General features: G+C 69.2%; 13 protein-coding genes. 5 read left to right on the forward strand and 8 right to left on the reverse strand.

Features of this window, described 5'->3' with window-relative positions:
- Nucleotides 1-441: 441 nt before the first annotated feature.
- The 4 genes from tyrS to AC1HFH_RS17475 form a co-directional block, all read right to left on the reverse strand.
- A complete protein-coding gene (gene tyrS, locus AC1HFH_RS17460; protein ID WP_480243856.1) occupies nucleotides 442-1,728 on the reverse strand; it encodes a tyrosine--tRNA ligase in 1,287 nt (428 codons plus the stop codon).
- 68 nt (nucleotides 1,729-1,796) lie between these two features.
- Complete coding sequence (locus AC1HFH_RS17465; RefSeq protein ID WP_480243857.1) at nucleotides 1,797-2,408, reverse strand: DNA-3-methyladenine glycosylase; 612 nt, start codon at nucleotides 2,406-2,408, stop codon at nucleotides 1,797-1,799.
- 275 nt (nucleotides 2,409-2,683) lie between these two features.
- Nucleotides 2,684-2,908, reverse strand: a complete 225-nt coding sequence (locus AC1HFH_RS17470; protein ID WP_480243858.1) for a Trm112 family protein — start codon at nucleotides 2,906-2,908, stop codon at nucleotides 2,684-2,686.
- Between the two features lie 10 nt (nucleotides 2,909-2,918).
- Nucleotides 2,919-3,377, reverse strand: coding sequence for a GtrA family protein (locus tag AC1HFH_RS17475; RefSeq protein ID WP_480243859.1), 459 nt, complete (start codon nucleotides 3,375-3,377; stop codon nucleotides 2,919-2,921).
- Nucleotides 3,378-3,841: 464 nt separating this feature from the next.
- Between AC1HFH_RS17475 and AC1HFH_RS17480 the strand changes: the two genes are divergently transcribed.
- Together AC1HFH_RS17480 and rffA are read left to right on the forward strand one after the other, a co-directional pair.
- Nucleotides 3,842-4,879 carry a glycosyltransferase gene (locus AC1HFH_RS17480; RefSeq protein ID WP_480247878.1) on the forward strand — a complete coding sequence of 346 codons (1,038 nt, stop codon included), beginning with the start codon at nucleotides 3,842-3,844 and terminating at the stop codon, nucleotides 4,877-4,879.
- Entirely contained in the window at nucleotides 4,876-6,036 is a 1,161-nt protein-coding gene (rffA, locus tag AC1HFH_RS17485; protein ID WP_480243860.1) for a dTDP-4-amino-4,6-dideoxygalactose transaminase, read from the forward strand. The genes AC1HFH_RS17480 and rffA overlap by 4 nt, the downstream gene beginning before the upstream one ends.
- 15 nt (nucleotides 6,037-6,051) lie before the next feature.
- Here rffA and AC1HFH_RS17490 read toward each other — a convergent pair whose 3' ends face one another.
- Complete coding sequence (locus AC1HFH_RS17490) at nucleotides 6,052-9,000, reverse strand: AMP-binding protein (protein WP_480243861.1); 2,949 nt, start codon at nucleotides 8,998-9,000, stop codon at nucleotides 6,052-6,054.
- Nucleotides 9,001-9,183: 183 nt separating this feature from the next.
- Here AC1HFH_RS17490 and idi point away from each other — a divergent pair, with 183 nt between their 5' ends.
- The 3 genes from idi to AC1HFH_RS17505 all read left to right on the forward strand — a co-directional run bounded on the left by idi (nucleotide 9,184) and on the right by AC1HFH_RS17505 (nucleotide 11,794).
- The gene (idi, locus tag AC1HFH_RS17495; RefSeq protein WP_480243862.1) at nucleotides 9,184-9,756 is read left to right on the forward strand and encodes an isopentenyl-diphosphate Delta-isomerase; all 573 of its coding nucleotides are present in this window, start codon (nucleotides 9,184-9,186) and stop codon (nucleotides 9,754-9,756) included.
- Between the two features lie 277 nt (nucleotides 9,757-10,033).
- Nucleotides 10,034-10,378: a hypothetical protein gene (locus tag AC1HFH_RS17500; protein WP_480243863.1), complete on the forward strand. Its 345-nt coding sequence runs from the start codon at nucleotides 10,034-10,036 to the stop codon at nucleotides 10,376-10,378.
- A gap of 216 nt (nucleotides 10,379-10,594) precedes the next feature.
- Nucleotides 10,595-11,794, forward strand: coding sequence for a serine hydrolase domain-containing protein (locus tag AC1HFH_RS17505; RefSeq protein WP_480243864.1), 1,200 nt, complete (start codon nucleotides 10,595-10,597; stop codon nucleotides 11,792-11,794).
- Nucleotides 11,795-11,923: 129 nt separating this feature from the next.
- Here the strand turns inward: AC1HFH_RS17505 and AC1HFH_RS17510 are convergent, their stop codons facing one another.
- The 3 genes from AC1HFH_RS17510 to AC1HFH_RS17520 form a co-directional block, all read right to left on the reverse strand.
- The gene (locus tag AC1HFH_RS17510; RefSeq protein WP_480243865.1) at nucleotides 11,924-12,247 is read right to left on the reverse strand and encodes a DMT family transporter; all 324 of its coding nucleotides are present in this window, start codon (nucleotides 12,245-12,247) and stop codon (nucleotides 11,924-11,926) included.
- A gap of 201 nt (nucleotides 12,248-12,448) precedes the next feature.
- Nucleotides 12,449-13,867, reverse strand: a complete 1,419-nt coding sequence (argH, locus tag AC1HFH_RS17515; RefSeq protein WP_480243866.1) for an argininosuccinate lyase — start codon at nucleotides 13,865-13,867, stop codon at nucleotides 12,449-12,451.
- Nucleotides 13,868-13,972: 105 nt separating this feature from the next.
- Complete coding sequence (locus tag AC1HFH_RS17520) at nucleotides 13,973-15,175, reverse strand: argininosuccinate synthase (protein WP_480243867.1); 1,203 nt, start codon at nucleotides 15,173-15,175, stop codon at nucleotides 13,973-13,975.
- Nucleotides 15,176-15,411 lie beyond the last annotated feature (236 nt).

Consider the following 15,411-nt stretch of genomic DNA (forward strand, 5'->3'; position numbering starts at 1 on the left):
ACTATAAATGTCCGACACCCACACGGGGGTGCAAGCATCGGAACCAAAAACAATTTTGGCACTGACATTCATCGACACACTATTGAGTTCTCAAAGAACACACGCACACACCGAACCCCCGGATCTCTCCGGCTCGTCTGTGAGGCAACTTTTCTAGCCTAACTCGACCTCCAACCGGTGTCAAACCGGTAAGATCGTCTCGCTCGGCTACCGTCAGCGAACCCGTCCGTCCTCGGTTCCCGTGCCGCGTCGAGCCTTTCGGCCCGGCGTCTCGGCTCCGGCTCGGCGTCCGTGTCGCTCTGACGTTGAATAAGTTACGCGGCGGAAAACATCACGTCAAATCGCCTGGATCGGCGGACATCGCCCCTGGTCAGGGGGTATACAGCACCCCAACCCGGGGGCTTGAATCACAAAGATGTGATTCAAGCCATCCCCGTGAGGTCAGGCTATCCGCCTGACACCGGCCAGGTTCTTCTTGCCCCGGCGCAGGACCAGCCACTGTCCGTGCAGGTAGTCGCCGTCGGATGGGGTCCAGTCGATATCGGTGATCCGTTCGTTGTTCACCGACGCACCGCCCTCCTTCACCGCCCGCCGCGCAGCGCCTCGGCTCTCACACAAACCACCCGCCACCAGCAGGTCCACGATGGTGTCCGAGCTACCCGGCCCGACTTCTGCGACCACACCGTCGACCGCGGTTTCGCGCAACGCCGCACCCAGCGTCGCCTCATCGAGCTCGGCGAGGTCACCGCGGCCGAACAGGGCCTGGCTGGCCAGCTGGACCGCCTTCGTGTTCGCGGCGCCGTGCACCAGGGTGGTCATCTCGGCTGCGAGCCGGCGCTGCGCTTCCCGGGCATACGGACGTTCGGCTGTCGCCTGTTCGAGTTCGGCCAGCTCGGCACGGTCGAGGAAGGTGAACCACCGCAGGTAGCGGATCACGTCGGCATCGGCCGTGTTCACGAAGTACTGGTACCAGGCGTACGGGCTGGTCAGCTCGGGATCCAGCCAGAGACTGCCGCCGCCGGTGGACTTTCCGAACTTCTTTCCGTCCGAGGAGGTCACCAGCGGCACCGTCAACGCATGCACATGTGCTCCGTCGACCCGGCGGTTGAGCTCCACTCCCGCGATGATGTTGCCCCACTGATCGGAGCCGCCCACCTGCAGCGTGCAGCCGTGGGTTCGACGCAACTGCAGGTAGTCGTTCGCCTGCAGCAGCATGTAGCTGAACTCGGTGTAGGAGATGCCGTCACCTTCGAGGCGGCGTTTCACGGTGTCCCGGGCCAGCATCACGTTGATCGAGAAGTGCTTGCCGATATCGCGGAGGAAGTCGACCGCCGACAACGACCCGGTCCAGTCCATGTTGTTCACGATCAGCGCGCCGGTCGACGAATCGTCCAGGTCGACGAATCGTTCCAGCTGGGAGCGGATCCGCTGCGACCATTCGGCGACCGTATCGGCCGAGTTCATGCTGCGTTCACCCACGTCACGCGGGTCGCCGATCAGCCCGGTGGCCCCGCCGGCCAGCACGATCGGCCGGTGGCCCGCCTGCTGGAACCGTTTCAGGGCCAGCAGCGGGATGAGATGTCCGGCGTGCAGGCTGGCAGCGGTCGGGTCGAACCCGGCATACAGGGTCAGCGGACCCTCGGCTGCGGCCGCCCGCAACGCGTCGAGGTCGGTGGACTGCGCGATCAATCCGCGCCAGGTCAGTTCGTCGATGATGTCGCCGGTCACGCCTCCCTATCATTCCGTACGGAGTCGGCCGGCCCTCCCGAGGGCTCCGCGGGCAGGCGTCCGGACGCTCATCCCCCGGGCCGGGCACGTGGACTGCGCCGGTAGGCCGACACCGCGGGCGACCCGGCCAACCAGAACCGCCAGGGCTCGTCCGCAGCGACGGCCACCCCGACTCGCGGGCCCCGGTCGATCGCGGCCGCTTCGACCGGTGGGCCGAGGGTCAGCCGGACCGGCGCATACGGGTCGAACAGTTCGGTGCCGTAATCCGCCGGGGTGATCCCCAGCGCGCTGCCGAGATTCCCGGGCCCGCGCGCCAATCCGGCATCGCCTCGGGCCGCGGGGCGCCGGGACCGCACCACATCCAGTCCGGTCAACACCTCGCCGGCGCGGATCAGTACCGCCGAGGCCACACCGTCGAAACCGGTTGTCACGTTGCAGCACAAGTGAATTCCGTACGACCGGTAGACGTAGAGCCGACCCGCCGGGCCGAACATCACCGCATTGCGTGCGGTCGGCCCGGGCCAGGAGTGCGCCGCCGGATCGGGCCACGGGCCCGCCGGATCGCTGCCGTAGGCCTCCACCTCCACGATTCGCAGGGTCACTGCGCCGGCTGTGAGATGGGCGCCCAGCAGCCGCCGGGCGGCCGCGGGCGGTTCGAGGTTCAGTTCCTGTGCGGACACCCGGCCATTGTCCCGGAGAACACCGCGACCTCCCCGACCGGCCTCCGCGACAATGGGCCTCCCGACACCGTGGGTGGACGATGGATCAACCGGCAGCGTCGCGTGTGATCGGGCGAACGGGCCGGGACATGGTGCGGATGCCGCCCCGGCGAGCCCACCGTGCGGCGCAGCGGCACGGATGCGCTCGGACCTGGGTTTTCCGGATCGCCGTCCATGCACCATGCCACCTGCATCGCCCGGGGACCGCGGGATGACAGTCGGTTAACCGTGGTGGATCAGAACTGCGCAGCGTATGCGTCGTGTTCTGCATCGGGCACTGCGCGGCCCTCGTCGACCAGCAGTACCGGGATGCCGTTGTCGATCGGGTAGGCGCGGCGCAGCCGCGGGTTGTACAGCACGCTGCCGCCGTCCTCGGTCCGCACCAGGTGCAGTGGGCCCTTGTCCTCGGGGCAGGCCAGCAGGCCGAGCAGAGTCGGGTCCAGGGTGTTCTCGTCCGCCATACCGGTAAAACTACTCTGCCACCGGCCGCCGGAACGACAGGTGGCGGTGCCCGAACCAGCTCAGCACCGCGACCAGCCCCATCACCGCGACCGACGCCGGGCGGGCCGGCAGGCCCCAGCCGGTGACCGCCAGCTCGACGAGCAGCACATTCAGTACCAGGCCACCCGCGTTCACACCGCAGAACGCCGCGAAATCGCGCAGCAGCCGGCCGCGGACCCGGAACACCAGCGTGCGATGCAGGACGAAGGCCACCACCAGACTCACCGCATAGGCCGCCGCGACCGCGAGACCCGGCCGATCGGCCCCGAGAACGGTCAGCCACACCACCGTCAGCGCCATGCCGAGCGCGGTGTTGCCCGCGCCGACGACGGCGAAAGCCAGCTCCTGCCGCCGCACGATCCGCAGCAGCGGACCCGGTGTCTCGTATCGATCGCCGGGAGCGGTGCGCGCCGGAGCCTCGGAGGTCATGCCGTGCCCTCTTCCGATACGGCAGGGGCCGACGCACCCCGCAGTACCGGCGACGCGGTGGATAGGCAGCTACTGGGGAGCCACTGTCGAACGATCTGCGCCGGAAGGATTCCGATATCGGCCGTCCGACGGGGGCCGGGATCGACGCGCCGGACAATTCGGGCACGCAGACCGACCGATCGACTCACCGTCACGAGCACGGGAGCTTACCGCCCACCGGTGCGAGAAGTCCGCATTCCGGTTCGGGCTGCCGGGATGGATCGGTTGGCACGGATCCGGAGCGATCGCGCAGCGAACGCGTTGTGCGGTGTTAGAGTCCCGGGCACGGCCGGGGATCGCGGTACCGCCCCGGACCGGTTTCGTCGTCGCCCGTCCCGTCGCCGAAAGTCGATTCGCACATGCCGATTCCTTCCGCACGCCCCCTCCCGCCGCACCGCGGCCCCGCGCCCGCCGATCCGGATCGGGTGATCCGGGTGTCGGTGGTGGTGCCCGTCTACCGCGGTGAGCACACCGTCGGCGCGCTGGTCACCGAACTGCACCGGCTCGCCGAACCGGTCCGCACGGTGGCCGGCCATCGATACACCGTTTCCGAGATCGTGCTGGTCCACGATTGCGGGCCCGATCGTTCCGATGTGGTGCTGACCGAACTGGAGCACACCCACGACCGCGTGCGGGTGGTCTGGCTGAGCCGCAACTTCGGGCAGGACGCGGCGACGATCGCCGGGATGGCCGCGGCCGCCGGCGACTGGATCGTCACCATGGACGAGGACGGTCAGCACGATCCGCGGTTCATCGCCGACTTCCTCGACGCCGCCCTCGGCACCCGGTCCGACCTGGTGTACTCGGCGCCCACCAACACCCGGCCGCACGGGCCGCTGCGCAATCTCACCTCGCGGGGCGCCAAGCTGGTGCTGGCAACGGTGTTCGCTTTCCCGAACTCCACCCGTTTCGAGAGTTATCGGCTGATCCGGGGCGATATCGGCCGCCGGCTCGCCGAGGTGGCCGCCAACGGCGCGTATCTGGACGTGGCGCTGACCTGGGTGGTCGGACGCACCGAATCGGTACCGGTGCAGCTGCGCGCCGAAGGACGCGACGAGTCCGGATACAACTATCGCCGGCTGTTCTCCCTGTTCTGGAAGATGGTGCTGTGCACCGGTACCCGGGGCCTGCGGCTGGTGAGCCTGCTCGGGCTCACGCTGGCAGCAGCGGGCGGCGTGCTGGCCGCCGTGGTGATCGTCACGGCCCTGTCCGGCGACCGTAGCGGCAATCCGGAAGGGTGGGCCTCGATCATCGTGGTGCTGCTGCTGTGCTCGGGCGCCATCCTGTTCTCGCTCGGACTGATCGCGGAGTACCTGGGTGTCGCCTTGCATATCCTGGTCGGCCGGCCGCTGTACCTGACCGTGGAGTCCCCCACCCCGCGCGATCCGAGCGGTCCTCCGGCGGATCCACGCCCGGGCCCCGACCGGGCCCGGGCCGTGGCCGCCGGGAGCGTGGCGCGATGACCACATCGGGCACCGCAGCGCACCACGACCGGATCATCTTCAGCCGCCCCTTCCGGGCCGGAGCCGAGCTGGCAAATCTGGCCACGGTGCTGGACTCGGACCACAGCCACGGCGACGGCCCGTTCACCCGTTCGGCCACCGCTCGGCTGGCCGCGATCACCGGCGCCCCGCATGTGCTGCTGACCACATCGTGCACCCATGCGCTGGAGCTGGGCACGCTGCTGCTGGAACTCGGGCCGGACGACGAGGTGATCGTGCCCAGCTTCGCGTTCACCTCGGCCGCCAATGCCGTCGCTATCCGCGGCGCAACCTGTGTGTTCGTCGATATCGACAGCCGCACCGGCAATATCGACCCGGCTGCGGCGGCGGCCGCGATCACCGAACGCACCAAGGCGATCCTGGTGATGCACTACGGCGGAGTCGCGGCCGATATGGCTGCCCTGTCGAATCTCGCCCACCGGCACGGGCTGGCGCTGATCGAGGACAACGCGCACGGGCTCGGCGCCACCTGGCGCGGACGGCCCCTGGGTACCCTGGGCACCTTCGGCACGCAGAGCTTCCACGACACCAAGAACCTGCACTGCGGAGAGGGCGGCGCCCTGCTGCTCACCGACGAAGTGTTGCTGGCGCGGGCCGAGATCATCCGGGAGAAGGGCACCGACCGGGCCCGGTACCTGCGCGGGCAGGTCGACAAGTACTCCTGGCAGGACATCGGTTCCAGTTTCCTGCCCAGCGAACTCAATGCTGCGGTACTCGATGCCCAGCTGGCCGAGTTCGACACGATCCAGGCCGGGCGGCATCGGGTGTGGTCGGTCTATGCGGACGCCCTGCCCGAGTGGGCCGCGCGCAACGACGTCCGGTTGATGCACGTACCGGACGACTGTATGCACCCGGCGCACCTTTTCTACCTGCGGATGCCGACGGAAGCACGACGTGATGCGCTGATCCGGTACCTCGCCGACCGGGGCATCGTTGCACCGTTCCACTACGTGCCGCTGGATTCCAGCCCGGCCGGGCTCAAATACGGGCGGACGCCGGTGCCGTGCAGCCGGGCCGCCGAGTTCGCCGCGACCATCGTCCGGCTTCCGCTGTGGCCGATGATCACCGACGACCAGATCACCCGGGTGGTCGACGCGGTCACCGCGTTCCCCGGGTGATCCGGCGGAACCGGCTCAGCCGAACAGTTCGGCCGCGGCCGCCTCGGTGAGCATCTCGTACGTGCCGGATTCCCGGTCGTACCACCAGGTGCCGGGTCCCGGCTGCGGCAGTCCGGCGGCCTGCACCGCCCGGGTCGACGGCCGGTAGTTGGCGCTGCGCGGGATCTCGTCGACCACATACACCAGATCGGGCCGCCGATCCGGACCGAGCGCCCGCATCGCCTCGGTGACGTCCCCGGGCTCGAGCCGCATCCCCTTCCGCACACTCACCGCGGCCACCGCAAGAGTGCCGCCGGGTGTGCTCAGGCCGTAAGCGACCTCCATGTCGACCGCTGTGATGTCGTTCAGGACATCCACGATCGGCTGGGTGAACACCGCACCACGCGGCGTCGCGATGACGGTGTCGCAACGGTCGACCAGCCAGTAGTCGCCATCGCCGTCGCGCCGGAACAGATTCTCGGTCGGCAACCAGGCGTCGCCCGCCCGGAACACTCCGCGCAGGCCGCCCGCGGACAGATCGGCACCGTCGACCGCTGCGCCCAGCAGCAGGCCGGGTTCGTTGTCCCGGCAACGGCGGCCGAAGCCCTCCTCGTCGACCACGATCTGCTGGGTCAGTGGGTCGTAGGCGACCAGCTCCACCCGCGCAGTTCCCGGTACCGGACGGCCCTTGCAGCCGATCTTGGTACCCGGAACGTTGGCCAGCACCACATCCCCCTCGGTGGAGGCGTAGAACTCGAGCACCCGGGCCGGCGCGAACTGTTCGGTGGTGCGCCGCCACAGGCCGGCGGGCATACCGGACCCGATGAACAGCCGGATCGGGTGGCGGTGGCCGGCCGGCACCACATCCGCGTCGAGGATGTCGCGCAGCATCGTCCAGGTGTAGGTGACCACCGTGACGCCGTACCGGTGCATTTCCTCGGCGAACCGGCCCGGTTCCAGCGAACGGGACAGCGCGATCCGGCTGCCGCCGGCGATCGCCCCGCCCAGGCTCACCAGCAGCCCCGACGAGTGGTGCAGCGGTGCCAGGCAGTACACGGTGTCCCGGCGATCCAGATCCGCCGCGCTGGCGGTGCCGAAGGCCGACAGCGCCCAGCGATGGTTGGTGATGTACTTCGCCTCCAGCCGGTCCCCGGTGCCCACCACCAGGACGAAGGCCAGTTCGTGCGCCAGACCCGGATCGGGCCGGTACCAGGCCGGGATCCGGACCCGCGCGGGATCGATCTGCTCGAGGTCGATGATCCGGTCGTCCGCCGGCAATGCCAGGGTTCGTTCGTCGCCGCCGCCGAGTACCAGGACCCGCCGCCCGGTTGCGGCCGCCAGGCGCAGGTTCTCCGGATCGCTGATCACGGTCTGCACGCCGGTCAGGTCCATCGCCCGATCCAGCTCCGAACCCGGAGCCAGCAGTACCGCGACGGCACCGAGCCGGGACAGCGCCGCCGCGGCGGCCAAGGCGCTCGGCCGGGTCTCCATCACCACGCCGACGCGGGTCGCCGGCCTGATCCCGACCGAGATGAGTCCGCGGACCACATTGTCGATCCGGACGTCGACCGCGGCGTTGGTGTGCACCCGGTCGTCGAACAGGAACAGGTCGCGCAATGGGGCGCGCTGGGCCTGTTCACTCAGCAGCTTCCCCAGCGAGATCCGGGTGTGCGGCTGGATCATGCCGAGCCGGGTCAGCCGCGGCAGCGCACGGGCCGCCTCACCGGCCAGTTCCCGCGACCCCTTGATCGCATTGCTCGCGACGCTCTCCAGGGCCTTGCTCATGCCGGCCCCGGCCTCGAACAGGCCACCGGCGGTGTGCACCACCCGGTTCACCGCGGTCCGCGGACTGTCACTCGCCACATGTTCGGCCATCCGACCGATCTGCGGATCCAGCGGCTGATCGCGTTCCATCCAGTCCACCCACGAACGCACCAGCGGCCAGGTGTGCTTGGTCGCCATACTCCCCGCGACCAAACCGAAATGTCCCGCGCGCAGGCTCACCTCGTAGACCTCGGCGTTCGGGGCGGCCCGGACGATGCCGCGCACCGCCGCCGGCTGCCCGATATCGTCGACCTCGCCGACGAACGCCAGGATCGGGCAGGTGAGCTCGGCGAGACTGACCGGATGGTCGCGGATCACGAAACCGCCCAGCATCATCCGGTTGTGCGCCACGAATTGTTTGAGCAGATCGGCCGCCGCAGGACCGGCGTACCCGACCCAGCCTTCGCTGTTCAGGAAGCGCCGCTGCCGCTCCTTCGGCAACAGCGCTTCCCGGTCGTGCAGCTGGCGCAGGAAATCCAGCCGGGACTTGGCGGTCTTCACCGGGTCCAGCAGCTGGAACCCGATCCGGACCATCGAATCGGTGATCGGCAGCCGGTTCACCACGTGGTCGGCCAGGAAGTCGGCCGCATCCGAGACCAATCCGCCGTACGGCAACCCGAACGGCATCCCGGCCACGATGTCGACCGGGCTGCCGAAAGTGACGATGGAGGCGACGCCCTTGCCGTACCGGTAGGCGGTCGTCTGATAGGCGAACATCCCGCCCTGCGAATACCCCATCAGGTGCACCTTCGCACCGGTGGCCTCGCAGACGGTGTCGATGGCGGCGTCCACCGCCAGCACATGATCGGCAAGATCCCGTTCCCAGCCACCCTCTTCCTTGGCCGGGGAGCCGAAATCGATCACCCAGCAGTCCACGCCGTCGGCGTGCAGCATCCCGACCGCTCCGTCGCAGGCGTTGACGTCCCAGATGTCGGCATTGACCATCAGCGGCGGGATCAGCAAGGCGACCGGCCGCCCGGGCTGCGCATCGTCGGGGAAGTAGTGCCGCAGGCGATACATCCGGCGCCGCTCGACCACCTCGAACGGCGAGGATTCGACGTCATGGGTGAGTCCGCCGAAGCGGATCACTTCGAGCCCGTTCTGCGCCGTCGCCAACACTCGCTGCACGGACCCCACCACACCCTTCGCACTGAAGATCACAATCCCACCTGACTTACCTGGTAACGACACACCTCATCTGCACCCCGATGTGCCGGACGAGCTAACCACATCGAATCTCCATTATGTGGCCTCTGTGACAGGGGACATGGCACCGCGACACAGCTCACGTTCCGTGGTGACGCCTTCGCAATCGACCGGCCCGGCCGCCGATACAGTGAACGGGTGACGCCCGAACTCAACGACGCCTCGCCCGATCGCGAGACCCTGCCCGTCGAGCTCGTGGACGAGGCCGGACACCCGGTCGGGACCTGTCCGGTCGCCGAGGCCCATCGCGCCCCCGGGAAACTGCATCGGGCCTTCTCGGTCCTGTTGTTCGACCGCGACGGCCGGGTCCTGATCCAGCAGCGCGCCGCGGTGAAGACCCGGTTCCCGCTGCAGTGGGCGAACACCTGCTGCGGCCATCCGTTACCCGGCCAGCGCGTGGCGACGGCCGCCGGGATCCGGCTGGGCGAGGAGTTCGGGTTGCAGGCCCCGCTGCGGGAAGCCGGCACCTTCCGCTACCGGGCGGGTGATCCCGCCACCGGCCGGGTGGAGTACGAGTACGACCATGTCCTGGTCGGCCTGCTGGCCGATGCCACCCCGAAGCCCGATCCGGCCGAGATCGCCGATTGGGCCTGGGTCGAGCCGGCGACCCTGCATGCCCGGCTCGCCGAGGTCCCCGGCGACTACACCCCGTGGTTCGCCGACGTCCTGAGCATCGCCGGCCGCGCCCGCCCCGTCCCGGCCGCCGACTGACCCCGGCTGCCCCGTCCTGATATCGAGAGTCCTTCGAAAGCGGCCGGGGACGTTTCCCCTACCCGTCCCCGGCCACCATTTCCCCGCACGTCGGCAATACAAATAGATGAATGCGCATATCGCCGTACTAACATGCTGATGTGAAACTTGGGTAACTCACAGGATCGCCACAGCCGCACACCAGGAGCCGGCCCGACCATGGATGAGCACGGACCTCTCGGCGGCCCGGGGATGCGCTCCTGCCCCGCCGTACCCGGCAGTGGAAGTGAGGAACACGATGGTCGAACTCGAGCTCTCCGGCGACACGGTGACGGTGCACGTCCTCGGCGGACACCGGTGGCTCGCCTTGCGCCAGCAGGTCGTCGTGGACCGCCGGGCCATCACCGAACTCACCGCCGCCGAGGTCGACCTGCGCCCGCCGTGGGTCCGCGCGCCCGGAACGTTCGTCCCGGGCGTCATCGCGGCCGGGGTGTACCGCGGCAAGGGCCGCAAGGAGTTCTGGGACACCACCTTCACCGGGCGCGCGGTCCGAATCGACCTGACCGGCACCGAATTCACCCGGCTCGTCGTGGATGTCGCCGATCCGGAGTCGGCACTGGCGGAGCTGGCCGCGGCGGCCTGATCACCGGTCGACGGCTCGCCGACTGCGCTGTTCGCACAGCACCGATCGGGAACGGCCGACGCTGCCGGATCGGCGAACGCCGCTGTGCGAACAGCGCAACTCCTGGCATGCTCGGGCCATACCTGAACGACGAAGTGAGGTGTGGCGCATGAGCGCGCGTAGCGAACGAACAACGGCCCCCGCCCGGATCCGCGCCGAACGCAGTGAGGCACCGGCATGAGCGAGACCGCACAGTTCGTGGACCGGCGATTCGTCGGCCTGGTCGCGGCCTTCGACCGGCTCTTCCGGAAGCCGTCGGACGGCGGGGGCGCGTTGTGCGTGTACCAGCACGGCAAGCCGGTGGTCGATGTCTGGGCCGGATACACGGCTCCGGAGACCCCGTGGCAGGCCGATACGGTGGCACCCGCGTTCTCCACCGGTAAGGGCGTGGCCGCCACGCTCGTGCACCAGCTGGCCGAGCGCGGACAGCTGGACTACGACGCCCCGGTCGCCGACTACTGGCCGGAATTCGCCGCCGCGGGCAAGCAGCACATCACCGTCGCGCAACTACTCACCCACCGCGCCGGGCTGCACCGGCTCCGCGATCTTCTGCCCGGACCGCCGGAGCGATTCTTCGACGATGCCGCCGTCACCGCGGCCCTGGCCGCCTGTCCGCCGGATCCCCGGCACCGCAGCACCAGCGGCTACCACGGCATCAGTTTCGGCCATCTGGCCGCCGAACTGGTCCGGCGGGTGACCGGCCGCGAGTTCACCGAGGTGGTGCGCACCGAACTCGCCGAACCCCTCGACGCCCCGGAACTCTGGTTCCGGGTACCCGACGATCAGCGGCATCGGATCGCGCCGCTGTTCCCGAAACTCACCGTCGCCGGGATGAACTGGGACACCGGATCGAATCTGCTCTCGCACACCAGGTTCGCCGCGGCCACCGACACCACGCCACGCGGCTTCGCCGATCTGATGGTGGATCCACGGATCCACGATTCGGTGATGCCGGGCGTGAACGGGGTGTTCTCCGCCCGTTCGCTGGCGCGTATGTACGGCGCCCTGGCCGGCGACGGCGCGCTGGGCCAGACCCGGGTCCTCGCTCCCGGTACGGTGCGCCGGATCAGCGAGCGCCGCGTGTTCACGCCCGACTACGTGCTGGCCTTCCGGATCCCGTGGGCACTCGGTTACCACGGTATTCCGATGAAGCCCTCCAAGGCCGACCCGATCTCGGCGTTCGGCCATTTCGGCCTCGGCGGCTCCGGTGCGTTCGCCGATCCGGCGACCGGGATGGCACTGGCCTTCGTGACGAACCGGCTCGGGAGCAAGCTCACTCCGCTCGGTGATGCCCGCCTGGCGCGGCTCGGCGCGATCGCGCACAACCTGGCGAAGAGTGCCGATGCGGCTGTCTCCACCACCGGCCTCCCGCACTGAGCCGATCACGCCGCCGACATATCGAGCAGAATCCGGTCGTGCACACCTCGTCCCGGACCGGATTCTGCTCGGCCGGGTTCGATGCACGGCCGGGTTCGATGCACGGCGGGGTCCAGTGCGCGGCCGGGTTCATTGCGCACCGCCGAGTTCCAGCGCCAGCACACCGAGGATCACCAGGCCGATCCCGCCGACCTGGACCAGTGACAGCCGTTCCCCGAGGAACAGCACGCCGATGACCGCGATGGCGGCCACTCCGGCGGCCGACCAGATGCCGTAGGCCACCCCGATCTGCATACCGCGTTTCAGGGCCTGCGCGAGAAACCCGAACGCCGCCGCATAGCCGACCACGACCACCACCGACGGCCCCCACCGGGTGAATCCCTCGGACAGTTTCAGCGAAACGGTCGCTGTCACCTCGGACACGATGGCCAGCGCAAGGAAGAGCAGGGTCACGAGCCACGAGTCTATCCGGCGCGGCCGGGCAGATCCGGGCCCCGGGCCGGACCGGCCGGGGAGGCCGAGTGGCTCTACAGCGACCTGCGGCGGCGGTCGGCGCGCGGAGCTGTCGGACCACCGAAAGCCGACGAACGATGCGGGTACGACGGCGCAGACGGATACCGATCGATATCCGGACGACGGGCCGGGCCGTTCCGATCAGTTCAGCCGGGCCCGCGCGGCTGCCGCGGCCGCCTGCACTTCGGCGAGCTGCGCGGCCACCTGCATACCGGCGGTACCGCCGCGGGCATTGCGAGAGGCAATGGATCCCGGCACGGTCAGCACCGAGCGGACCCCGGGGGTCAGCGCCGGATCGATGGCCGCGAACTCCTCGTCGGTGAGCTCGTCGAGCCCGACCCCACGCGATTCGGCGGCGCGCACGCAGGCTCCGGCGGCTTCGTGCGCAACCCGGAACGGGACACCCTGGCGCACCATCCATTCGGCGATATCGGTGGCCAAGGTGAAACCGGCCGGCGCCAGTTCGGCCATCCGGTCGGTGTGGAAGGTCAGGGTGCCGACCAGGCCGGCGATCGCGGGCAGCAGCAGTTCCAGCTGGGCGACCGAATCGAAGACCGGCTCCTTGTCCTCCTGCAGATCCCGGTTGTAGGCCAGCGGCTGCGCCTTGAGGGTGGCCAGCAGCCCGGTCAGGTTGCCGATCAACCGGCCGGCTTTGCCGCGGGTCAGCTCGGAGACGTCGGGGTTCTTCTTCTGCGGCATGATCGACGATCCGGTGGACCAGGCGTCGGCCAGCGTGACGTACCCGAATTCCGGTGTGCTCCAGACGATGACCTCTTCGGCCATCCGGCTCAGGTCGACTCCGATCATGGCCAGTACGAAGGCGGCCTCGGCGGCGAAATCCCGGGCGGAGGTGGCATCGATCGAATTCGCGGCGGCGGCATCGAAATCCAGTTCGGCCGCGATCTGCTCCGGGTCCAGCCCCAGGGAGGAACCGGCGAGCGCGCCGGATCCGTACGGGGACACCGCGGCTCGCTTGTCGAAATCGAACAGCCGGTCGACATCGCGCAGCAGTGGATGTGCGTGGGCGAGCAGATGGTGGGCCAGCAGCACCGGCTGGGCGGCCTGCAGATGGGTCTTGCCCGGCATGACGGCATCCGGATGCGCGGCGGCCTGGGCGACGAGCGCGTCGACGACGTCCAGTATCCCGGCGGCGACCCGGCGCGCCGCATCGCGCAGCCACATCCGGAACAGCGTCGCGACCTGGTCGTTGCGGGAGCGGCCCGCACGCAACCGGCCACCCAACTCGGTCCCGGCGCGTTCGATCAGCCCGCGTTCCAGCGCACCGTGCACGTCCTCGTCGGATTCGGCCGGGGCGAAGGCACCCGAGGCGACATCGGCCGCCAGCCGGTCCAGCGCCGCCAGCATGTCGGCGAGGTCGCTCTCGGCCAGCAGGCCCGCCTTGTGCAGCACGCGGGCATGCGCCTTGGACGCGCGGATGTCGTAGGGCGCCAGCGCCCAGTCGAAGTGGGTGGACTTGCTGAGCGCCGCCATCGCCTCGGCCGGCCCCGAGGCGAACCGCCCACCCCAGAGCGCACCTTCGTTCGTTCCGCTGTGAGTCATCGTGTGCCCTCTCCCTGAGTCTGGGTGCGCATGCTGCCGCGGTGCCGCCGGTGCCCGGCGACCCGCCGGCGCAGCGCACTGCGTCGGCGGGTCCGGCCGGACAGCCTACTTCTGGTTCAGGTCCCGCTTGGCGGCCACCTTCGAGGACAGACCGTGGATCTGCACGAAGCCCTTGGCCAGCGACTGGTCGAAGGTGTCGCCCTCGTCGTAGGTGGCGAGGTTGAAGTCGTAGAGCGACTGCTCGGAACGGCGGCCGTTGACGACGGCGTTGCCGCCGTGCAGCACCATCCGGATCTCACCGGTGACGTGCTCCTGGGTGTCGCCGACGAAGGCGTCCAGGGCCCGCTTCAACGGGGAGAACCAGAGGCCGTCGTAGGCCAGCTCGCCCCAGCGCTGCTCCACGCCCCGCTTGTAGCGGCCGAGCTCGCGCTCCAGGGTGACATGCTCGAGCGCCTCGTGCGCGGTGATCAGCGCGATGGCGCCGGGCGCCTCGTAGATCTCCCGGCTCTTGATGCCGACCAGGCGGTCCTCGACCATGTCGATGCGGCCGATGCCCTGCCGTCCGGCGCGGCGGTTCATCTCCTCGATGGCCTGCAGCACGGTGACCGGGCGGCCGTCGATCGCCACCGGAACACCCTTCTCGAAGGTGATGATGACCTCGTCGGGGGCCTCGAAGTTGACGGTCGGGTCCGCGGTGTAGTCGTAGACGTCCTTGGTGGGCGCGTTCCACAGGTCCTCGAGGAACCCGGTCTCGACGGCGCGGCCCCACACGTTCTGGTCGATGGAGAACGGCGACTTCTTGGTGACGTTGATCGGGAGCTTGTTCTCCTCGGCGAAGGCGATCGCCTTCTCCCGGGTCCAGGCGTAGTCGCGGACCGGTGCGATCACCTCGAGATCCGGTGCCAGCGCCCCGATGCCGACCTCGAAGCGGACCTGGTCGTTGCCCTTGCCGGTGCAGCCGTGTGCGACGGTGCTCGCGCCGTGGAACTTGGCGGCTTCCACCAGGTGCTTGACGATCAGCGGCCGGCTGATCGCGGAGACGAGCGGGTACTGGCCCATGTACATCGCGTTGGCCTGGATGGTGGGCAGGCAGTACTCGTCGGCGAACTCGTCCCGCGCGTCGACCACCACGGCCTCGACCGCACCGCAGTCCAGCGCGCGCTGACGCACCACGTTCATATCCTCGCCGCCCTGCCCCAGGTCGATGGCGACCGCCACCACCTCGGCGCCGGTTTCCTTGCCGATCCAGCTGATGGCGACGGAGGTGTCCAGCCCACCGGAGTAGGCGAGTACGACGCGATCGGACATGGTGTAGTGCTCCTCAGTGCTCTCGTGGTGATCGGCGGTGGGTTCGCCGGGTCGGTGCGGCTACGCCGAGCCGTGATGCGACCTGGTGGCCATGTGCAGTATGCGGCCCGGCTGCCGGATGGCTCGCGCCGGTGCTGCAAATGATTATGCACGATGATGCAATCTCATTCATACCCGGGGTCGAACCCGGCGCCACCAGCAACAACAACTCGCCCGGCACGTCGACGACCGGCCGC

The organism is Nocardia sp. KT25-26 (genome assembly GCF_056627695.1).